The sequence below is a fragment of the Corallococcus macrosporus genome, from assembly GCF_017302985.1.
GTDB lineage: Bacteria > Myxococcota > Myxococcia > Myxococcales > Myxococcaceae > Corallococcus > Corallococcus macrosporus_A.
Genome location: NZ_JAFIMU010000010.1, coordinates 140638 through 159207, shown reverse-complemented (window position 1 = coordinate 159207; position 18570 = coordinate 140638). Strand labels below are relative to the sequence as shown.

At 70.6% G+C, this 18570-nt stretch carries 15 protein-coding genes; 9 read left to right on the top strand and 6 right to left on the bottom strand.

What is annotated here, in order from left to right:
• Positions 1 to 165: 165 nt before the first annotated feature.
• The 7 genes from JYK02_RS31430 to JYK02_RS31400 all read left to right on the top strand — a co-directional run bounded on the left by JYK02_RS31430 (position 166) and on the right by JYK02_RS31400 (position 7318).
• Positions 166 to 867 (top strand): YIP1 family protein, encoded by a 702-nt coding sequence (locus JYK02_RS31430; RefSeq protein WP_207056541.1) that lies wholly within the window; start codon positions 166 to 168, stop codon positions 865 to 867.
• Positions 864 to 2189, top strand: a complete 1326-nt coding sequence (locus JYK02_RS31425; RefSeq protein ID WP_207056540.1) for a TolC family protein — start codon at positions 864 to 866, stop codon at positions 2187 to 2189. The genes JYK02_RS31430 and JYK02_RS31425 overlap by 4 nt, the downstream gene beginning before the upstream one ends.
• Entirely contained in the window at positions 2186 to 3439 is a 1254-nt protein-coding gene (locus JYK02_RS31420; protein WP_207056539.1) for an efflux RND transporter periplasmic adaptor subunit, read from the top strand. Before JYK02_RS31425 ends, JYK02_RS31420 begins: the two co-directional genes overlap by 4 nt.
• Positions 3436 to 4194 (top strand): ATP-binding cassette domain-containing protein, encoded by a 759-nt coding sequence (locus JYK02_RS31415; protein WP_207056538.1) that lies wholly within the window; start codon positions 3436 to 3438, stop codon positions 4192 to 4194. Before JYK02_RS31420 ends, JYK02_RS31415 begins: the two co-directional genes overlap by 4 nt.
• Complete coding sequence (locus tag JYK02_RS31410) at positions 4191 to 5429, top strand: ABC transporter permease (protein ID WP_207056537.1); 1239 nt, start codon at positions 4191 to 4193, stop codon at positions 5427 to 5429. The genes JYK02_RS31415 and JYK02_RS31410 overlap by 4 nt, the downstream gene beginning before the upstream one ends.
• A gap of 4 nt (positions 5430 to 5433) precedes the next feature.
• Positions 5434 to 6663, top strand: a complete 1230-nt coding sequence (locus tag JYK02_RS31405; protein ID WP_207056536.1) for an ABC transporter permease — start codon at positions 5434 to 5436, stop codon at positions 6661 to 6663.
• A gap of 76 nt (positions 6664 to 6739) precedes the next feature.
• Entirely contained in the window at positions 6740 to 7318 is a 579-nt protein-coding gene (locus JYK02_RS31400; protein WP_207056535.1) for a GNAT family N-acetyltransferase, read from the top strand.
• Between the two features lie 10 nt (positions 7319 to 7328).
• On the opposite strand, the gene JYK02_RS31395 is transcribed toward JYK02_RS31400, so the two are convergent.
• Together JYK02_RS31395 and JYK02_RS31390 are read right to left on the bottom strand one after the other, a co-directional pair.
• A complete protein-coding gene (locus tag JYK02_RS31395; protein WP_207056533.1) occupies positions 7329 to 9092 on the bottom strand; it encodes a hypothetical protein in 1764 nt (587 codons plus the stop codon).
• A 149-nt stretch (positions 9093 to 9241) separates the two neighbouring features.
• The gene (locus JYK02_RS31390; protein WP_207056532.1) at positions 9242 to 9655 is read right to left on the bottom strand and encodes a hypothetical protein; all 414 of its coding nucleotides are present in this window, start codon (positions 9653 to 9655) and stop codon (positions 9242 to 9244) included.
• Between the two features lie 395 nt (positions 9656 to 10050).
• Here JYK02_RS31390 and JYK02_RS31385 point away from each other — a divergent pair, with 395 nt between their 5' ends.
• Together JYK02_RS31385 and JYK02_RS31380 are read left to right on the top strand one after the other, a co-directional pair.
• The gene (locus JYK02_RS31385; protein WP_207056531.1) at positions 10051 to 11967 is read left to right on the top strand and encodes a thiamine pyrophosphate-binding protein; all 1917 of its coding nucleotides are present in this window, start codon (positions 10051 to 10053) and stop codon (positions 11965 to 11967) included.
• A gap of 5 nt (positions 11968 to 11972) precedes the next feature.
• Positions 11973 to 12938: a 3-oxoacyl-[acyl-carrier-protein] synthase III C-terminal domain-containing protein gene (locus JYK02_RS31380; RefSeq protein WP_207056530.1), complete on the top strand. Its 966-nt coding sequence runs from the start codon at positions 11973 to 11975 to the stop codon at positions 12936 to 12938.
• 13 nt (positions 12939 to 12951) lie between these two features.
• On the opposite strand, the gene JYK02_RS31375 is transcribed toward JYK02_RS31380, so the two are convergent.
• From JYK02_RS31375 to JYK02_RS31360, 4 genes are all read right to left on the bottom strand, one after another.
• Positions 12952 to 13776, bottom strand: a complete 825-nt coding sequence (locus JYK02_RS31375) for a hypothetical protein (RefSeq protein WP_207056529.1) — start codon at positions 13774 to 13776, stop codon at positions 12952 to 12954.
• Positions 13777 to 13787: 11 nt separating this feature from the next.
• Positions 13788 to 14609, bottom strand: coding sequence for a hypothetical protein (locus tag JYK02_RS31370; protein WP_207056528.1), 822 nt, complete (start codon positions 14607 to 14609; stop codon positions 13788 to 13790).
• A gap of 53 nt (positions 14610 to 14662) precedes the next feature.
• The gene (locus JYK02_RS31365) at positions 14663 to 16612 is read right to left on the bottom strand and encodes a serine/threonine-protein kinase (protein ID WP_207056527.1); all 1950 of its coding nucleotides are present in this window, start codon (positions 16610 to 16612) and stop codon (positions 14663 to 14665) included.
• A 196-nt stretch (positions 16613 to 16808) separates the two neighbouring features.
• Positions 16809 to 18260, bottom strand: coding sequence for a DEAD/DEAH box helicase (locus JYK02_RS31360; protein ID WP_207056526.1), 1452 nt, complete (start codon positions 18258 to 18260; stop codon positions 16809 to 16811).
• Positions 18261 to 18570 lie beyond the last annotated feature (310 nt).

The following is an 18570-nucleotide window of genomic DNA, read 5'->3' as shown; positions in this document are numbered from 1 at the left end:
CCGCAAAATTTAGGCTACAGACCGCTACAGGATGGATGCAAGGCAGGATAAACCTTGGGGCGCGGCCGGATTTCGATTGGCTGCCCGCCCGTTTCCCGACTCAATTCAAGCGACCGGGCAATCACGCCGGGTGGGCTGCGTAATCCGCCCAGAGACCCCATCCCTATGACCTCCCTTGTCCAACCGGCGCGCATCTTCGTGGACCCCCTCGGGGGCACGCGCAGCGCCGTCGAGGCCCGGCACTGGCTGTGGCCGCTCCTCATCCTCGCCTTCTGCGTCGCCGCCTCCGGCACCGTCTTCGCGCTGCGCTGGGACGCCGCCACCTCCGTGGTGAGCTCCCTCCCCACGGACGCCACGGCCTCCAGCGTGTCGGAGTCCGACATCGCCGAGCAGATCCAGACCGCGTCGCGCAAGGCGCTGGTGGGCGGCATCGCGAACGGCCTCATCGTGATGCCCCTGATGGTGCTGCTGCTCGCGTGCATCCTCTGGGTCACGGCGTGGCTCTTCAACAAGCCCGCCTCCTTCGGTCAGCTGATGGCGGCCGCCGCGGTGGCGCTGCTGCCCATCGCGCTGTACCACCTCATCTACGCGGTGTGCGCCAGCTACCAGCACTCGCTCACCACCCTGCGCGCGGAGCGGCTCGTGCCCTCCAGCCTGGCCCTCCTGGACGGGTTGTCGCCCAAGATGCAGCGGGTGCTCAAGGGCGCGGACTTCTTCAACCTGTGGAGCGTGGGCCTGCTGGGCGTGGGCTTCTCCACCGCCACCGGGATGCGTCTGGGGCGCGCGCTCGTCCTCATCGGAGTGCTCTACCTCATGTATGTCGGCGTCTTCGTCATCGGGTTGCCGGGGATGGGAGGTGGCCAGTGAGCGGCTTCCTCGTCGTCGCGGCGCTGCTGTCCGCCACGCCCATCACGCTGGAGGAGACGCGCCAGCTCGGCCGCAAGAACACCCAGGCGCTCCAGGCCGCGCTGGACGTCGCCGTGGCCCAGGAGGACCAGCGCGTGGCGCGCTCCGGCCTCCTGCCCCAGGTGCAGCTCAACCTGGGCCCCAGCCTCCAGTACCTGGGCCGGCGCCGGCAGGTCTTCAGCGTCCCCGTCAGTGAGACGGAGACCGTCACGCGCGAGGTGGTGAGTACCTCCAACACGGCGGACAGCTACTCCGCGTCCCTGGGCCTGTCGCAGGTCATCTACAACCGCGGCCTCTGGAAGCAGTTGGAGCAGGCGGGCGTCAACGTGGACGCCACGCGCAACCAGTCCATCGAGGAGGCGGACACCTCCGAGCTGGAGGCCATCCGCCGCTTCTTCAACCTCTTCCTGTCGCAGGCCACGCTGGACGTGCTCAACGCCACCGCGAAGCGCAGCGAGGAGCAGCTGGAGCGCGCGCGCGCCCTCTTCCAGGCGGGCCGCGTGGGCAAGGCCGAGGAGATCTCCGCGGAGGTCAACCTGGGCAACGACCGCATCAACATCGTGCAGCGCCAGAACCAGCTGGTGGCGGACCAGGTGCAGCTGGCCGTGTGGCTGGCGCGCCCCGGCACCGAGGCCATCCAGGCGGTGGACCCCGGCGTGCTCCAGCAGGAGCCCGCGCCCGCGCCCGTCCTGGAGGACGCCATCAAGCAGGCCCGCGAGCACCGCGCCCTGCTCAAGGCGCTCCAGCAGCGCGTGCGCGTGGCGGAGCTGCAGCGCGCCATCGTGCAGGGGGACTACATCCCGCGCGTGGGCCTGTCCGCGCAGTACTCGCACACCAGCCAGGCCCCGGGCCCGTTCTTCAGCGAGCCCGGCTACGGCAACATCTTCACGGGCGGCATCAACCTGACGTGGGACCTCTTCAACGGGTTCAACACGGATGCCCAGTCCGCTCGCGCCCAGGTGAACATCCGCAAGGCGGAGCTGACGTTCGCGCAGACGGCGCGCGAGCTGGAGGCGGAGGTCCGCCGCGCCCACCAGGTGCTGGACGGACAGATTGCCTCCGCGAAGCTCGCGACGGCCAACCGCGCGGTCGCCCAGCAGGGCCTGGAGCTGGCGGAACAGCGCTTCCGCGCGGGCGCCGGTTCCACGCTGGACGTGCGAGACGCGCAGCTCAAGCTGACCCAGGCGGAGCTGGTGTTGCTCCAGAGCCGCATTGATGTCGAAATCGCCCGCTATGCCCTGTTCCGGGCCATGGGCACGCTGAACCCGGGAGAATCACAATGACGTGGTGGAAGGCGGCAATCGCCGGCGCGCTGTTGCTGGGAGCGGTGGCCATCACCGTGGGCGGCTTGCGTGAACGGCCGCCCCCGACGCAGGAAGTCCAGATGGCCAAGGCCCGCAAGGGCACCATCACCCGCACCATCACCGGCGCGGGCAAGGTGCAGGCGGCCACCACGGTGAAGATCTCCTCCAACCTGTCCGGCGACCTCGTCGCCCTCAAGGTGAAGGACGGCGACTCCGTCACCAAGGGGCAGGTGCTGGGGCAGATCGACAAGCGCTACTACGAGGCGGCCGTGAAGCAGGCCACCGCGTCGCGCGACGCGGCCCGCTCCGAGGTGCAGGTGGCGGAGGTGGAGGCCGTGCGCCAGCGCGCGGACCTGGCCCGCGTGAAGGGCCTGGCGGAGAAGGGGCTCGCGTCCGCCGCGGAGGTGGAGCAGTCCCAGGCCGTGACGGACACCGCCGAGGCGCGCCTCACCGCCGCCAAGCAGCGCGTGGCCCAGAGCAGCGCCGTGCTGGAGCAGGCGACGACGGACCTGGCGCGCACGACGCTCCTGTCCCCCATCGACGGCAACGTCATCGAGCTGTCGCGTGAAGTGGGCGAGCGCGTGCGCGGCTCGGACTTCTCCGAGGACGTGGTGATGACCATCGCCGCGCTCAACCAGATGGAGGTGAAGTTCGAGGTGGGTGAGCACGAGGTCGTGCACCTGAAGTACGGCCAGCCCGCGGAGGTGACGCTGGACGCGCTGGAGGGCCAGTCCTTCAGCGGCACCGTGGTGGAGATCGCCCAGAAGGCCACCATCAAGAACCCGGGCACGGAGGCCGAGGTGACGAGCTTCCCCATCACCGTCGCCCTGGACGCGCGTCCGCCGGGCGTGCTCCCCGGCATGAGCGCCGAGGCGCGCATCAGCGCGGAGACGCACGACGACGCGGTGCTCGTGCCCATCCAGGCCGTCACGGTGCGCGCCGAGCGCTCGCTGCCGGACTACCAGGCGCCGGTGGAGGGCACGACCCTCACCGCCAAGCGCCGCACGGAGGCGCTGGCCAAGGTCGTCTTCGTGGTGGACAACGACAACAAGGCCCAGGTCCGCCGCGTGCGCACGGGCATCGCGTCCGACACGGAGCTGGAGGTGCTGGAAGGCCTGCAGGTGGGCGACCGCGTGGTGGAGGGCCCCTACCGCACGCTGTCCAAGGAACTGTCCCACGGGGACGCGGTGCGCGAGCCGGAGAAGGCCGCGGCGAAGGGCAAGTCGTGACGGGAACCCCTGCAACGGACGCCGGCCCCCTCATCCAGGTGGAGGGGCTCACGCGGGCCTTCTTCGTGGGCGGTGAGGAGGTGCGCGCGCTGCGCGGCGTGTCCTTTGGCATCCAGCGCGGGGAATGGGTGGCCATCATCGGCCAGTCCGGCTCCGGCAAGAGCACGCTCATGAACGTGCTGGGCTGCCTGGATACGCCCACGAGCGGCCGCTACATGCTCAACGGCAAGGACGTGTCGCGCATGGACGACGACGACCTGGCCGTCATCCGCAACGTGGAGATCGGCTTCATCTTCCAGACGTTCCAGCTGCTCCCCCGGGAGACGGCGCTCGCCAACGTGGAGCTGCCGCTGGTGTACCGGGGCATGGGCGCGAAGGAGCGGCGCGAGCGCGCCAAGGCGGCGCTGGACAAGGTGCAGCTCACGCACCGCATGCACCACCGGCCCAACGAATTGTCGGGCGGTCAGCGCCAGCGCGTGGCCATCGCGCGGGCGCTGGTGTCGGAGCCGTCCATGCTCCTGGCGGACGAGCCCACGGGCAACCTGGACTCGGCCACCGGCGAGGAGATCGTCAAGCTCTTCGAGCAGTTGCACCGGGCGGGGCACACGCTGGTGCTCGTCACGCACGAGCCCAAGCTGGCCGCGCGCTGTCCCCGCGCCATCCGCCTGAGCGACGGAGAGATTGTCGCGGACGGGCCGGGGCCGGAGGTGGCGCTGGGGGTGCACGGCCCGGTGCCGCAGGCGGGCACGGCATGAGGTTCGGGCAGGGCTTCCGCGTGGACGTGCTGGAGGGGGCCCGCATCGCGGTGTTCTCCCTCCGCGCGAACCGGATGCGCACGGTGCTCACGACGCTGGGCATCGGCATCGGCGTGGCGACGCTGCTGGCCATCGTGGGCATCATCCAGGGGCTCAACTCGTCGTTCGAGAAGCAGCTGGCCACCCTGGGCGCGAACACGGTGTTCATCTCCAAGTACCCCTGGATGATCAAGGGCAACTGGTGGATGTACCGCAACCGGAAGAACTTCACGCTGGAGCAGGTGGCGCAGCTGCGCGCCCAGGCGGACTTCATCACCGCCATCTCCCCCGCGGTGCTGCGCTCGTCCGACGTGGCGCACGGCGCGCTCCAGGTCTCCAACGTGCGCATCAACGGCGTGTGGAGTGACTACCTGGCCATTGGCAACTACGAGGTGGTGTCCGGCCGCTTCCTCACCCGCGCGGACGAAGAAGTGAACCGGCCGGTGGCGGTGCTGGGCGCGGACGTGGCCGCCACGCTCTTTCCCAGCATCAGCCCGCTGGGGCAGACGGTGCGCATCGACGGGCGGCCCTTCCAGGTGGTGGGCACGCTGGGGCGCAAGGGGAAGGTCGTGGCGGAGAACATGGACATGTCCGTGTTCATGCCCTTCAAGACCTTCAACGCCAGCTTCGGCAAGGGGCGGCCCATGCAGATCGCCATCTCCGTGGCGGACGCGGGCCAGATGGCGAAGGTGGAGGACCAGCTGGTGGGCATCATGCGGCGCGTGCGCGCGACGCCGCCGGGCCAGCCGGACGACTTCAACATCAACCGCACGGACTCGCTCGCGGCGACCTACGAGCAGCTCACCGGCGCGCTCTACGCGGTGGCCACGGGCGTGGGGCTCATCACCCTGCTGGTGGGCGGCATCGGCATCATGAACATCATGCTGGTGTCGGTGCGCGAGCGGACGCGGGAGATTGGCGTCCGGCGGGCGCTGGGCGCGCGGCAGCGCACCATCGTGCTCCAGTTCCTGATGGAGGCCTCCAGCGTGTCCGCGGTGGGGGGCCTGCTGGGGACGACGGTGGGGCTGGGCACGGCGAAGATCGTGTCCCTGGTGACGCCGCTGGCGGCGGACGTGCGTCCGAGCACGGTGGTGGGCGGGGTGGCGTTCGCGGCGCTGGTGGGCCTGCTGTTCGGCATCTGGCCGGCCGCGCGGGCGGCGAAGCTGGACCCGGTGGAAGCGCTCCGCTACGAATAGAGCGATGCGGGCCTTCCTGGACAACCTGCGGCTGTCGGTGGGCACCTTCCTGGGCAACCCCCTGCGCTCGCTCCTGACGCTGGTGGGCATCGTCATCGGCGTGGCCACCGTCATCACGATGATGGCCCTGATCGAGGGCCTGCGCGAACAGGTGAACAAGAACCTGGGCAGCCTGGGCGCGCACACCTTCGAGGTGACGAAGTGGCCCACCGGCTTCGGCCGCATCAACTGGGCGAAGTACGCCAAGCGCAAGGACCTGCTCGGCGACGACGTGCGCGCCATCGTGGAGTCCTGTCCCTCGGTGGGGGCGGCCACGCCCGTGGCCCAGGAGTGGGGCAAGAAGCTGACCACGGCGTTCCGGGAGACGCCCCCGTCGGTGAGCGTCCTGGGCACGGAGCCCACGTACCTGGAGACGAGCGGCGTCGTCGTGTCGACGGGCCGCTTCTTCAACGAGACGGAGACGCTGGACGGCCGCCCGGTGATGGTCATTGGCGTGGACCTGGCGGACACGCTCTTCCCGGGCATGAACCCGGTGGGCTCCGAGGTGCGGCTGCAGGGCCGGCCCTTCCAGGTGATTGGCGTGCTCCAGAAGCGCGGCAGCGTCATGGGGATGGCCAGCCAGGACAACCAGGCCATCGTGCCCATGCGCGCCTTCCAGCAGTTCTACGGCAAGAACCGCTCGGTGGAGATCGACATCCAGGCGCGCGACGGTGAGTCCTTCCAGAAGGCGCAGGACGAGGTGGTGAACCTGATGCGCCGCCGGCGGGGCCTGACGCCGCAGGAGCCGAACGACTTCGAGGTGCACACCAACGAGTCCATGACGGCGTCCTTCAACGAGCTGTCCCAGGTCATCGCGTTCGCGGGCGTGGGCGTGTGCCTGCTGTCGCTGGTGGTGGGCGGCATCGGCATCCTGAACATCATGCTGATGTCGGTGACGGAGCGGACGCGGGAGATTGGCATCCGCAAGGCGCTGGGCGCGCGCCGCCGCCGCATCCTGGGCCAGTTCGCCACGGAGGCGGTGATGCTGTCGCTCGTCGGCGGGGTGCTGGGACTGGGGCTGGGCTTCGGGTTCGTCTTCCTGGGCAAGTGGGTGCTGCTGTTCCCCATGAGCGTGCCCGCGTGGGCCGTGGCGCTGTCGCTGGGCATGAGCTGCGGCGTGGGCCTGCTGTTCGGCATCTACCCGGCGTCGCGCGCGGCGCGGCTGGATCCGGTGGAGGCGATGCGCGCGGAGTAGGGACTGCGCGATGGCGGGGATGGCGCTCAGCCGGTAGGGTGAGGAGGTCCCTACCGCGCACGGGGCCTCCCTCCGCATGTCCATGTCCTACGCCACGCTGCCGCTGCCCGTCGTTCCCGCGCCGTACCGGGTGCGCCTCTTCACCCCGGAGGACATGGACGGGGTGATCGCGCTGTACTCCCAGCCGGAAGTGGCGCGGAGCCTCAACTTCACCGTGCCGGTGCTCCGGGAGACGCTGCACACGAAGCTGACCGGCGACCTGGAGGCGATGCGCCAGGGCAAGGGCATCCGGTGGGTGCTGGCGCACGAGGAGGCCCCGGCGCCCCTGGGCTACCTGACCCTCTTCAACTGGAGCCAGAAGGACCGCCGCGCGGAGGTGGGCTACATGGTGGGGCGCGCGCTGTGGGGGCAGGGCGTGATGACGGGAATCCTCCCCGCGCTGATCCGCTTCGGCTTCGAGCAGATGAACCTGCACCGCATCGAGGGCATGGTGAACGTGCGCAACACGGCATCGCACCGGGCGCTGACGCGCGTGGGCTTCCAGCAGGAAGGCGTGCTGCGCGGCTACCAGGCCGACGGCAACGGGGGCGGCTTCAACGACATGGCCCTCCTGGCACTGCTCGAGGACGCCTGGCGCGCGTCCGTCGCGAAGTAGGCCGCGCGCCTCACGGCAGGTCGCGCGCGAACTGTTCGCGGTAGCGCGTCTGGAGCGTGCGCAGTTGCCGGGTGCCCCGGTACTCGCGGGCGAGCAGGTGCCACGCCTCCGTGCGCGAGGGCTCCAGGGCGATGACGCGCTCCAGGTGCTTGCGTGCACGCGCATGCGCACGGGTGTTCGTCGCCAGCACGCCGAGCAGCAGGTGGGCCTGCACCGCATCCTCCCGGAACGCGAGCACGCGCTCGCAAGCGGTCCGCGCGGAGCACAGGCGTCCCTGGAGCAGTTGCAGCTCACATTGCAGGAGCGCGACGGACGCGCTCGCCGGGAACGCCTGCGCCAGCGCGGCGATGCGCTCACGTGCCGGGCCCGAGGAGCCGGCATGCAGCAGCGCCTCCACGTCGGACACCGCGCGCACCAGCGTTCCTTCGCGCGCGGGGGGCAGGGCAGTGGCGGTGCTCGCCTCGGGCAGGGCTGGCAGCGCGACCTGCCGCCGCAGCCGGGCCGCCTGTTCCAGGACCGCCGCTGACGCCGCGAGTCCCGGTGCCCGGGCCGCCATCTCCTCCGCCCACGTCACGCAGTGCGCGCGCAGGAAGAGGGCCGCCAGATCCGCCCACTGCGCGGGCTCCACCTCCGAACGTGCCTCCAGGTTCCTCCGCGCCGCCACCAGACTGTCTTGCGCCTCGTCGAAGCGGCCCGCGTGCAGGTGCAGCAGCGCGACGTTCATCCGCAGGGAGGGCTCGTCGGGAAACCGCGCGATGGCGCGCTCGCAGCGCTCCCGCGTGGCGTCCAGTCCCGGCGTCAGGTGCACGGCGAGGTAGCACGCCAGCAACTGCACGCGTTCGTCGTGGGGATGCCGCACGGCCAGCGGCTCCAGGGCCTCCGCGGCGACCTCCGGCCGGCCCGCCTTCTCCAGCGCGATGACCTCCGCCAATCGCTGGCGCTCCAGCGGCGTCAGCGAACGGGGCGTGCCCTCCGGCCCCAACACGACGCCGGAGACGCGGACCCGCTCCGTCCACTCCAGGAGGAAGTCCCGCTCAGGTCCCTCCCACGCCGGACCCGTCATCCCCTCCACCTCCCGCCGCAGCTCGCGAGCCCAGGCCTTCTGCGCCTCCAGCTCCACGCGCGCCGCGGGCAGGTGCCGCAGCCCCGCGCCCAGCAACGCGAGCGTCCGCGCATCGAACCCCGTCTGGGCCGCGTCGTACTTCGGCGACATCCACCCACGTCCGTCACGCACATGCGGCGCACCCAGCGTGTGCGCCCATTCATGCAGGAGGACCGCCACCTCCAGCCGCTGCCGCGCGTCCACCGGCAGCCCTCCGCCCAGACCGCGCAGGACGCAGTGGCGCCCCAGCACGCGCGCGAAGCCCAGCTCGTGCTGGGCACCGTCGAACGACACCGGCGCCGCCACCAGGCCGATGACCAGGTCCACGTCCTCGCCCGCGTCCAATGACTCCAGCGCCCCGAGCACCGGCTCCAGCGGACCTTCGGAGCCGCGCCGGTCCCAGGTCCGGGCGGACTCCAGCTCGAACGTCACGCCCAGGGGCCCGCGCACCGACTCGCTCGCGCGCTGGAGCCACGCCGCGAAGGACCGCTCCCAATGGAGGACCCGCGCGCGGTGGTCTCCATCCGCGTACACGCGAACCCGCAGCACGCGCGCGGCCGGGGAGGGGGACAAGGTCGGTGAAGGTGCGATCCGCGCCCGCGAGCCGTCGCGCGGTGGGGCGGGGGCGGCGCAGCGCAGCCCCAGGAGTCCCGCCATGAGGAGCAGGACCACCCCGAACCAGCCTGGCGTCCGCGGGGACCCGGCAATCACGGACAGGACCTGGGAGGTAGCGGGGGGAACGGTCGTGCCCGACCGGGCAGGGGAGGCGGTGGGCCTCTCAACGGGAGCCTCACCGCCATCACCCGGGAAATCACATCACCTCAAGCCGCGGCGTCCTCTTCCTTCGAAGGCTCCGTGGCGTTCGTGATCCAGTCGATCGCCTTGTGCTCCCAGTCCGTGTCCTTCGAGGCGTCGATGTAGCGCTCCCACTCGTACACGCCGCTCTGCTTGGCCATGCGCACCATCATCAGGCGGGCCACGGTGCTGTCGAGCACCACCGCCGAGCGCACCATGCCGTTCTGCCGGAGCCAGCCCATCGCGTTCTTGATGATCTCCTGGGTCTCCGGCGGGTTCGCCTTCTGGCTCCGCATGTCCACCAGGAGCCCGAAGGGCCGTCCCCGCTTCACCGACACCTTGGTGCGAAGGTCGTCGTACCAGGCCTTGGCCTCAGCTGGGGTGATGTAGCCCGGCGCATTGATCCGGAAGCCGTACTCCGTCCGCAGATTCTCAGCCATGAGAAACCCCCACGTTGTTTTTGTGGTGCGCGCGCCATGTCCGTGCGACTCGGGCCGGATGGCAGCGTGCCACGAGCCTACTCCACTCGGGCTCACAGTGGATCCACTCCTGCTGCACCTGCGTACGCGCGCGCGAGTCCCGGCCTCCGCGTGAAGATGAAGACGTCCCGGGGTAAACGTGGTAACCCGTCACGAAGTGTGAGAATCCAGCGTCAGGCGAACTTTCCACTCTTTTTACTTCACAGTCGCTCGGTTCTCCGCTATTAAAGGGATGCAGTTTTCCAGCACCCCCGCAAAACTGTCACACGCATCGAGGTCCCCCCGGACTCGGTGGCAGCGAGCCGACGCAGCCGCGTCGGACTACACGGGTTCCGGGGCCTTGGAGACGTCCTTCAATGTCCAGCTCCTCGCTCGTTGAGCTCCAGTCCGTCACGTCGACCTCCCTTCGGAACGAGGTGCCCGTCGAGGCACTGCGCCATGAGGCGCCGTCCACTGGGATGACGAACGCGATGGAGGCTCGGCACGGCGACGCGATCCCGATGTACGGGGACACGAACGCGCGGGGCTTCAAGACGGTGGAGGACATCACGGTCGCCGACTGCGTGATCGCGCACCTGGAGGCGGAGCAGGTGGATGCGGTGTTCGGCATCCCGGGCGGCAACCTCGCTCCGTTCCAGCAGGCGCTGCGCAAGCACGCGTCCATGCGCTTCATCATCACGTCGCACGAGGCGGGCGCGGCGTTCATGGCGGACGGCTACGCGCGCGCCACCGGCAAGCTGGGCGTGTGCATGGTGACGGCGGGCCCGGGCGCCACCAACGCGCTGACGGGCGTGGCCTCCGCGCACCTGGACGGCGTGCCCATGCTGGCCATCAGCGGCAACGTCGCCACGGACCGCGTGGGCCTGATGGCGATGCAGGAGAGCAGCAGCGTCCACGGCGTGAACACGGTGGAGATGTTCCGCCAGGCGTGCGCCAGCTCCACGGGCGTCAACGACGCGCAGAGCTTCAACCGGCTGCTGGCGCGCGCCATGCGCACCGCGCAGGGCCTGCCCGGCGGCGCCGCGCACCTGAGCGTGCCGTCCAACATCGCGCGCCAGCCCATCCACCGCGCCTCGGTGCCCACCACGCGCGGCGCCTTCCGCGCGCGTCCGGCGATGGCGCCCTTCGAGGATCTGCGCGCCGCCTTCACGCTGCTGCGCACCGCGCGCCGTCCGCTCATCTTCCTGGGCTCGGGCGCGCGCGAGGCGATGGCGGAGCACGCCGACCTGTTCACCGCGTTCGTCACCCAGCACGGCATCCCGGTGGCCACCAGCATGCGCGGCAAGGGGCTGTTCTCCGAGCGCGAGGCGCTGTCCCTGGGCGTGCTGGGCCTGGGCGGCAGCAAGCGCTCCGAGGCGTACCTGCGCGACGGCGTGGACGTGATGCTCGTCCTGGGCAGCCGCCTGGGAGAGTGGGCCTCCAAGAGCTTCCACCGCTACTTCCAGTCCGTGCACCACGTCATCCAGGTGGACGTGAACGCCTCCAACATCGGCCAGTTCCTGCCGGTGCGGCTGCCCATCGTGGCGGACGTGGGCTCGGTGGTGACGGGCCTGGCGGAGCTGGGGCAGATGATTGGCCCGTCCAGCGGCGCGCGCGTGCAGGAGCGCTGGGCGCAGGTGATGGCGCTGACGGAGCCCGCGCCCGTCGTGCGCACCCCGCAGGACCGGGACTCGGTGAAGCCGCAGGACCTGATGCTGGAGCTCGACAAGCACCTGAGCCCGGACATGGACCTGTACATCGACATGGGCAACTGCTCGGGTTGGACCGCGCACATCCTGCACATCACGCCGCCCTCGCGAATCTTCTACCCGTGCGGCCTGTCGTCCATGGGCTGGTCCTGCGGCGCCGTCATCGGCGGCAAGATTGGCCGCCCTGAGCGCACCGCGGTGGCCGTCGTCGGCGACGGCGCGTTCCTGATGAACGGCACCGAGATGCTCACCGCCTCGCGCTACAAGGTCGGCACGGTGACCATCGTCCTCAACGACAACTTCCTGGGCATGGTGAACCACGGCGAGCACGCGCAGGACCGCTCGAACGCGCTGGAGAGCGACTTCTACAGCCTGGGCAACCCGGACCTGAAGGCCTTCTCCGAGTCCCTGGGCGCGCGCGCCTACACGGTGGACGGCCCCGGCCAGCTGGACGCGCTGCTGCCGGAAGTGATCCGCCGCGCGAACGAGACCGGCCAGCCGCAGGTCATCGTCGCGCACATCGACTACCGCGAGGTGCCGCCGTACGGTGACCGCTTCGCCGCCGTGGCGTCGGACGCGAAGTAGCACCCATGACGGCCGCGACCTTCGCGCTCCTGGGAGTCGGCGCCGCCGTCCCCGACCAGGTGCGCGGCAACGACGACCCGCTGTTCGAGCCCCTGCGCCGCGCCGCCGGAAGTGGTGGCGAGCACGCGCTCTTCTACGGCAACCGGGAGCGCCGCGTGCTGGCGCCCGGCGAGTCCCTGGCCGCGCTCACCGCGAAGGCGGGCGCCGCCGCGCTCCAGGACGCGGGGCTGGGCGTCGCGGACGTGGACCGGCTGTACGGCTACGTGTCGGTGTCGGAGTTCGTCACGCCGAACGCGCTGTACGCGGTGCACCGGGACCTGGGCCTTGCGCAGGGCACGCTGGTGGTGCCGGTGCAGGCGGACTTCGTCAACTTCCTCATGGGCATCGTGCTGGCCTGGGAGGCTCTGCGCGCGGGCAGCCTCCAGCACGCGCTGGTGGCGGTGGGCTCCGCGTGGACCCGCAACGTGGACTACACGCAGGGCCACGCCATTGGCATTGGTGACGGTGCGGGCGCGGTGGTGGTGGGCGCGGGGGACCGGCTCACGCTGGTGGACTGGGGCGCGGACACCTTCAGCGACGAGTACGGCGCGATGATGATGGGCGTGCGGCCGGAGTCCGGCATCGCGCACCCGACCTACGGCATCGCGCCCACGGAGGGCGTGAAGGCGTTCCTGAACTCAGGGATGAACGGGCCGCCCCGGCTGGTGGAGCGGTTGCTCGCGAAGCACGGCATCGCGCGCGAGGACGTGACGCTCATCTCGCACCAGGCCACGCGCAAGCTGATGGACCACTGGGCGAAGGAGATCCGCCCGCGCGAGTACCTGGACACCTTCGAGGACTACGGGAACATGGTGCACGCGTCCATGCCGGTGACGCTGGCCCGGTTCCACCGGCAGCTGCGCACGAAGTACCTGGTGATGGTCGGACTGGGCATTGGCGCGCACCAACTGGCCGTGCTGGTGCGCGTCTAGCGCGACGGCGGGGCTACTGGTCGTCGCAGGGCGTGCCCAGCCGGATGCCCGTGTAGACGCCCAGCTCGTTGTAGATGAGGGGCAGGTTCTGCTCCACGGGGACGTTGCGCAGCTCCACTTCCTTGTTCGCCTTCTCGATCCACATGGGCTTCTGCGCGCGGTCGATGACGAGCCGCAGCTGGCCCTTCTTCGTGGTGAAGATCTCCCCCTCGGAGTCCGCCACCACGTTGGTCATCTTCTGCGGCTTCAGGTCCCCGCGCGGCCCGATGAACACGCGGAAGTTGCGTGACTCCGCGGGCGTGAAGCCCTTGTCCACGTAGTAGTACGTGCCCGTCGAGTCGCGCAGCAGCGCGTGCGGCACGAACTTCTGCGGGTTGGCCACGTAGGTGGCCTTGCGCAGCAGCTCGCGCGCCTGCGCGCCGGGGACCATCTCCAGCGTCACCTTGCGCTCGCCGCAGCGCAGGGAGCAGGTGCGCTCCTTGGTGTCCACGGACACCTGCGAGTGCACGCGCAGGTCCACGCCGTCGTAGTCCGCGGTGCCGGCGGGATTGAAGAAGCGCGGATCCTGGAACGTGTTGGCGGACAGGTTCCGGGTGCGGGGGCGCGGCACCTCCACCAGGGACTTGCCGTCGCCGTAGTAGAGCTGGTCGTCCGTTCCGTCCGTGTCCTCGCGGGGCACGGAGACGACGTAGTGGCCCTTGCCGTCGGTGCAGACGGAGGTGGCCTCCAGGAGCATGCGCTGCCCCAGGTTCTCCGCCTTGCCCCACGGCGGTTCAACGGCGGCGGCGGGACTGGCGGCGAGGAGCACGGCCACGGGAAGGATGCGTTGGAAGAGCATGGTGCGCGGGCCTAGAGGTGCTTCTTGAAGTAGCGGGTGGCGGCCTTCTCCTGGTTGCCCGCCTCCGGAGTGGTGGTCCAGATGAAGCGGTCACCCTGCAGGGCGGGCTCCAGCGCGGAGCCGAAGCGGCAGTCCATGGTCCGCAGGCGGGCCTTCACGGTGCCTCGGGCCTCCTCGGAGACCTCGCATAGGGCCTTCATCGCGGTGAGGGGATGGACGCAGTAGCGGGCGATCTTCTGGGTCTTGAGGACGGGCTCGGGGATGGTGGCCCAGTCGATGGCGCCCGCCACGGAGGTGCGGCAGGCGGTGTTCAGCTCCTGGAGCGCTTCGGCGTAGGCGGTGTCGTGGAGGGCTTCCTCCGCCTTGCGGTCGAAGGCCATCAGCTTCGCGAGCTGGCCGCTCTGGGTCTGCTGCACGTGCTGCGCGTAGACCTCCTCCGGCTTGAGCTTCTGGGAGCGCGCCTCGTCGTACTGGACCGCGATGCCGTTGCCGGGGCCGCCGGGGAAGTGCAGCTCCGAGTTCTTGCCCACGATGATCAGTGGCGAGTAGTCCTTGCCGTGCCACTGCGTGGTGTAGTTCTGGCGCAGGGTGCTTTGGCTGCTCCAGTCCTTCACGGTGTAGGGGAGGACCAGGTTGTCCAGCGCGGAGCCCGTGCCCTGGATGCGCAGGAGGAACTTCTTCTGGTCGCGGGGCGTGAGCGGCACGACCGCGACCTGTTCCCCCTGCGGGCCCACGAACACCTTGCCGGCTTCAACGGGAGCGGGCGGCGCGGCCCGGGCGGGCAGGGTGCCCAGAAGGGTGGCCAGCGCGGCCACGGCGACGATGCATTTCATGTTGGATGTTTCCCCCTCACCCCTCCGCGGGCGTGCGGAGGGGCGGTGTCGGCTCAAGGCCTCAGATCTATCTCAGAGGTCAGACACTCCTGCTCGGCCTTTCGTTGCAGCTTGGCGGGCAGAAGCCGCCAATATGTGCGCGCTCCTCCGAGATCCTTCTGTTTGCAGTAGGCCTCGGTCAGCAGCAGGTAGGCGGCGAGGTTAGGACCATCGCTATAGCTGCGCTTGGCCCGGGTGATCGCCGTGTTCAGCTCGCCCGCCGCGAACGCAATGCGTGCTTCAGCGAGGGCCGCTCGTGAGAGTTCGTTGGGCGGATCAATCCCCGGTCCCTGGGGCTCCTTCGTGGTGCCGGTGGCCTTCTGCTTCGGCGGCGGATCCAGCTTGGGAACGGGCGGGGGCACGACATTCTGCGCCACGGCGGGCGTCGCGGGCTGGGTCGGCGGTGGCGCCACGGGCGGCGGGGCCACGGGGAGAGGGGGCAGGGGAGGCGGAGCCGCGTTCACGACAGGGGGCTGTGCCACGACCGGCGGCGGAGGCCGCAGCCACCAGCCGAGCCCCACGGCGCCGATGATCAGCGCGGCAGCACCCGCGATGGGAAGCACGTGCGACTTCGCCGGGCCCGCGGCGGGGACGGGCATCGTCATCGGGCCGGGCATCCCCGGCTGACCCGCCACGCTCACAGGGGCGAGCGGCTGGGTCTGGGATGGGGGACTGACAATGGCTCCCGGGAGACTGCCCGGGGCGACCTGCTGGCCGCTGTAGCTTCCCGGCTGCTGCACGGAAACACCCGGCGCGGGCAGGGCCACGCCTGAGCTTCCCACGCCGCTTCCAGGCGCCTGCGTGGCGCCGAAGCCCATCGTGCCGCCCGCGACCTGGGGCTGCTGTCCGTACGGCACCGTGCCGCTGGCTCGCGGCGCCATCGTCGCGTCGAAGCCGATGTCATCCGACGCCGCGAGCGCATCCGCGCCAAAGCGGCCCGTCCCCGGCGCCTTGTTGGCCGCTGGTGCGATGGTGGCGCCCATCGCTTCCTCGTCACTCGGCGCCACGGAGGGGAGCGCCACGCCCGACGGGCGCTTCGCTCGCGAGAAGGTCCGGGCCGCGATCTGCTCCTCGGTTTCCGGCAGCGACTGGAGCGTCGTCCCCGTGAGCTCCGCGATGAACGACGCGACGTCCGGATGACGGTTGTCCGGGTTCTTCTCCAGCGCCCGCGCCACCGCCTTCGCGACGTTCGGCGGCAGGTCCGGCATCAGCGTGGCCAGAGACACCGGCGGCTCATGCACCACGCGGTAGATGATCTGCGCGAGCGACCCGCCACCGAAGGGCGTCATTCCGGAGAGCATCTCGAACACGATGCCGCCCAGTGCGAACAGGTCCGTGCGCGCGTCGATGCGGCTGTTCTGCCCCTGCGCCTGCTCCGGCGACATGTACTGCGGCGTGCCGATGAGCACCGCCTCCTGCGTCTGGAGCGTCTCCGACGACATGACCTTGGAGATGCCGAAGTCGAGCAGCTTCACGCGCTCGCCCACCACGCCGCCGGAGTCCGTGGGCACCAGGAAGATGTTCGCGGGCTTCAGGTCGCGGTGGACGACGCCCGCGCGGTGCGCCGTCTGCAGCGCGGAGCCCATCTGCCGCGTGAAGGAGAACACCTCCTCCAGCGACAGCCGCCCGCGCCGCAGCCGGTCCGCGAGGCTCTCCCCGCGCAGGTACTCCAGCACCAGGAACGGACTGCCGTCCTCCAGCGTGTCGAAGTCCAGCACCTCCACGATGTTCGGGTGCCCCAGCCGGGAGGCGATCTCCGCCTCGCGCCGGAACCGCACGTGGAGGTCCGGCCCCACGTGGTCCCCCACCCGCAGCACCTTCACCGCGACCTGCTTGCCCGGGAGCCGCAGGTGCTGGGCCAGGAACACCGAACCCATGCCGCCCCGACCCAACACGGAGACGACTTTGTAGGTGTTCCGGAGGACCGAATCGATGTGCAGCTCACCGTCAGCCGAGCGCGTCATGGAAGAGGGCGTGTCCTGATGACAAAGGGGTGCGAGGCACCACCGTGAATCAGGGCGTCACGCTATCACGGCCCCATCCGCCAGGGGGCCAGCCCAACCCCTCCCGCCACACCCCGGACAGTCAAACGCCCGGACCCTCGAAGGAGGACCCGGGCGTCATGGACTTCAACCCTCCCGGCTCACCCGGGAGGAGGGATCAGCCCCACTTGGACATCGTGCGACGGGGCGGAGGCGAGCTCGGCCCCGCGGCGGGCGACGCCACGGCGGGCCGGGCCTGCTGCGGACGGCCCTGGCCACCGTTGCGCGGCGCCTGGCTGTTTCCGCCGCTCGCCTGACGCGACTGGCCACCGTTCGGACGGCCGCCCTGACCCCCACCGCCACCCGCGCGGCGCTGACCCCCGCCACGGCGCTGACCGCCACCGCCGCCGCCGTTGCCGCGCGAGGGGCCCCGGCCACCCCGGTTCATCGGGGGACGGTCGTCCTCCACGTCACCGGGCATGGGAGGGGGCAGGTGCGAGCGGAAGGCGGCGTCCGCCACCACCGGCACGCTGCGGCGGATGGTGCGCTCGATGTCGCGCAGGTACGCACGCTCCTCGGAGTCGCAGAAGGACACGGCCTGGCCGCTGGCGCCCGCGCGGCCCGTGCGGCCGATGCGGTGCACGTACTGCTCCGGCACGTTGGGCAGGTCGTAGTTGAACACGTGCGACAGCCCGTCGATGTCGATGCCGCGCGCCGCGATGTCCGTGGCCACCAGCACGCGCAGGGTGCCCGCGCGGAACTCGTCCAGCGCGCGCTCGCGGGCGTTCTGGCTCTTGTTGCCGTGGATGGCGTCCGCGCGCACACCCGCCGCCGTGAGCTGCTTGGCCACGCGGTTGGCGCCGTGCTTCGTGCGCGTGAAGACGAGCGCGCGAGGAATCGCCTTCGCGTCCTGGAGCAGGTGCGTGAGCAGCGCGCGCTTCTCCTCGCGCTCCACGAAGTACACCTGCTGGCTCACCGTCTCCGCCGTGCTGGAGGCGGGGGACACCTCCACGCGCACGGGGTCCTTCAGGATGTTGCGCGCCAGGTCCATGATGTCCGGCGGCAGCGTCGCGCTGAAGAACAGCGTCTGGCGCACCGGCGGCAGCACCTTGATGACCCGCCGCACGTCGTGGATGAACCCCATGTCCAGCATGCGGTCCGCCTCGTCGAGCACGAACACTTCCAGCGCGCGCAGCGTCACGAAGCCCTGGTCGATGAGATCCAGCAGGCGCCCCGGCGTCGCCACCAGGATGTCCACGCCCTGGCGCAGCGCCTGGACCTGCGGGTTCTGGCCCACGCCGCCAAACACCACCGCGTGGCGCAGGGGCAGGTGCTTGCCGTAGGTCACGAAGCTGTCGCTCACCTGGCTGGCCAGCTCGCGCGTGGGCGTCAGCACCAGGCAGCGCACCGGACGGGCGCCGCCCGCGGGCGCCTTCGCAGACAGGCGCTGGAGGATGGGCAGCGCGAACGCCGCCGTCTTGCCCGTGCCCGTCTGGGCCACGCCCAGCACGTCCTTGCCGGCGAGCGCGTGGGGAATCGCCTTCGCCTGGATGGGCGTCGGCGTGGTGTAGCCCTCGGCCTTGACGGCCTTGAGGAGTGAATCGGTCAACTGCAGTTCGTCGAAAGTCATGAAATCCCGCATGAGATGGGTGGGCGCACTCCCCGTTCTGGCGGGGGACCACTCCCCCTTCTGGCGGGGGACCGACCGCGCAGCGCGCCCTCCCGCGGTATTGCGGGGGCGCCTGGCGGTACGCGGTCAGGCCAACCTGCGGCCCGAGGCACCTGGAAACGTCTTGGAACCCTTGGGCCTCCGGATGGATTCCCGGTGCCGCCCAGGGCGCGGGCCACACTGCCTGCAATGGGCGGCAATGTCCCGGGAAATCCTTCCCGCCCGGCTGCCCCCCTCCGCTGTGGAGATTTCGGACAGGGCTGTTGGCCCC

Coding starts and splice junctions, on each gene's coding strand:
- JYK02_RS31375 (WP_207056529.1), bottom strand. CDS start 13,776: ATGCTCTTCCAACGCATCCTTCCCGTGGCCGTGCTCCTCGCCGCCAGT.
- JYK02_RS31405 (WP_207056536.1), top strand. CDS start 5,434: ATGCGGGCCTTCCTGGACAACCTGCGGCTGTCGGTGGGCACCTTCCTG.
- JYK02_RS31390 (WP_207056532.1), bottom strand. CDS start 9,655: ATGGCTGAGAATCTGCGGACGGAGTACGGCTTCCGGATCAATGCGCCG.
- JYK02_RS31380 (WP_207056530.1), top strand. CDS start 11,973: ATGACGGCCGCGACCTTCGCGCTCCTGGGAGTCGGCGCCGCCGTCCCC.
- JYK02_RS31420 (WP_207056539.1), top strand. CDS start 2,186: ATGACGTGGTGGAAGGCGGCAATCGCCGGCGCGCTGTTGCTGGGAGCG.
- JYK02_RS31365 (WP_207056527.1), bottom strand. CDS start 16,612: ATGACGCGCTCGGCTGACGGTGAGCTGCACATCGATTCGGTCCTCCGG.
- JYK02_RS31360 (WP_207056526.1), bottom strand. CDS start 18,260: ATGACTTTCGACGAACTGCAGTTGACCGATTCACTCCTCAAGGCCGTC.
- JYK02_RS31370 (WP_207056528.1), bottom strand. CDS start 14,609: ATGAAATGCATCGTCGCCGTGGCCGCGCTGGCCACCCTTCTGGGCACC.
- JYK02_RS31430 (WP_207056541.1), top strand. CDS start 166: ATGACCTCCCTTGTCCAACCGGCGCGCATCTTCGTGGACCCCCTCGGG.
- JYK02_RS31400 (WP_207056535.1), top strand. CDS start 6,740: ATGTCCATGTCCTACGCCACGCTGCCGCTGCCCGTCGTTCCCGCGCCG.
- JYK02_RS31385 (WP_207056531.1), top strand. CDS start 10,051: ATGTCCAGCTCCTCGCTCGTTGAGCTCCAGTCCGTCACGTCGACCTCC.
- JYK02_RS31410 (WP_207056537.1), top strand. CDS start 4,191: ATGAGGTTCGGGCAGGGCTTCCGCGTGGACGTGCTGGAGGGGGCCCGC.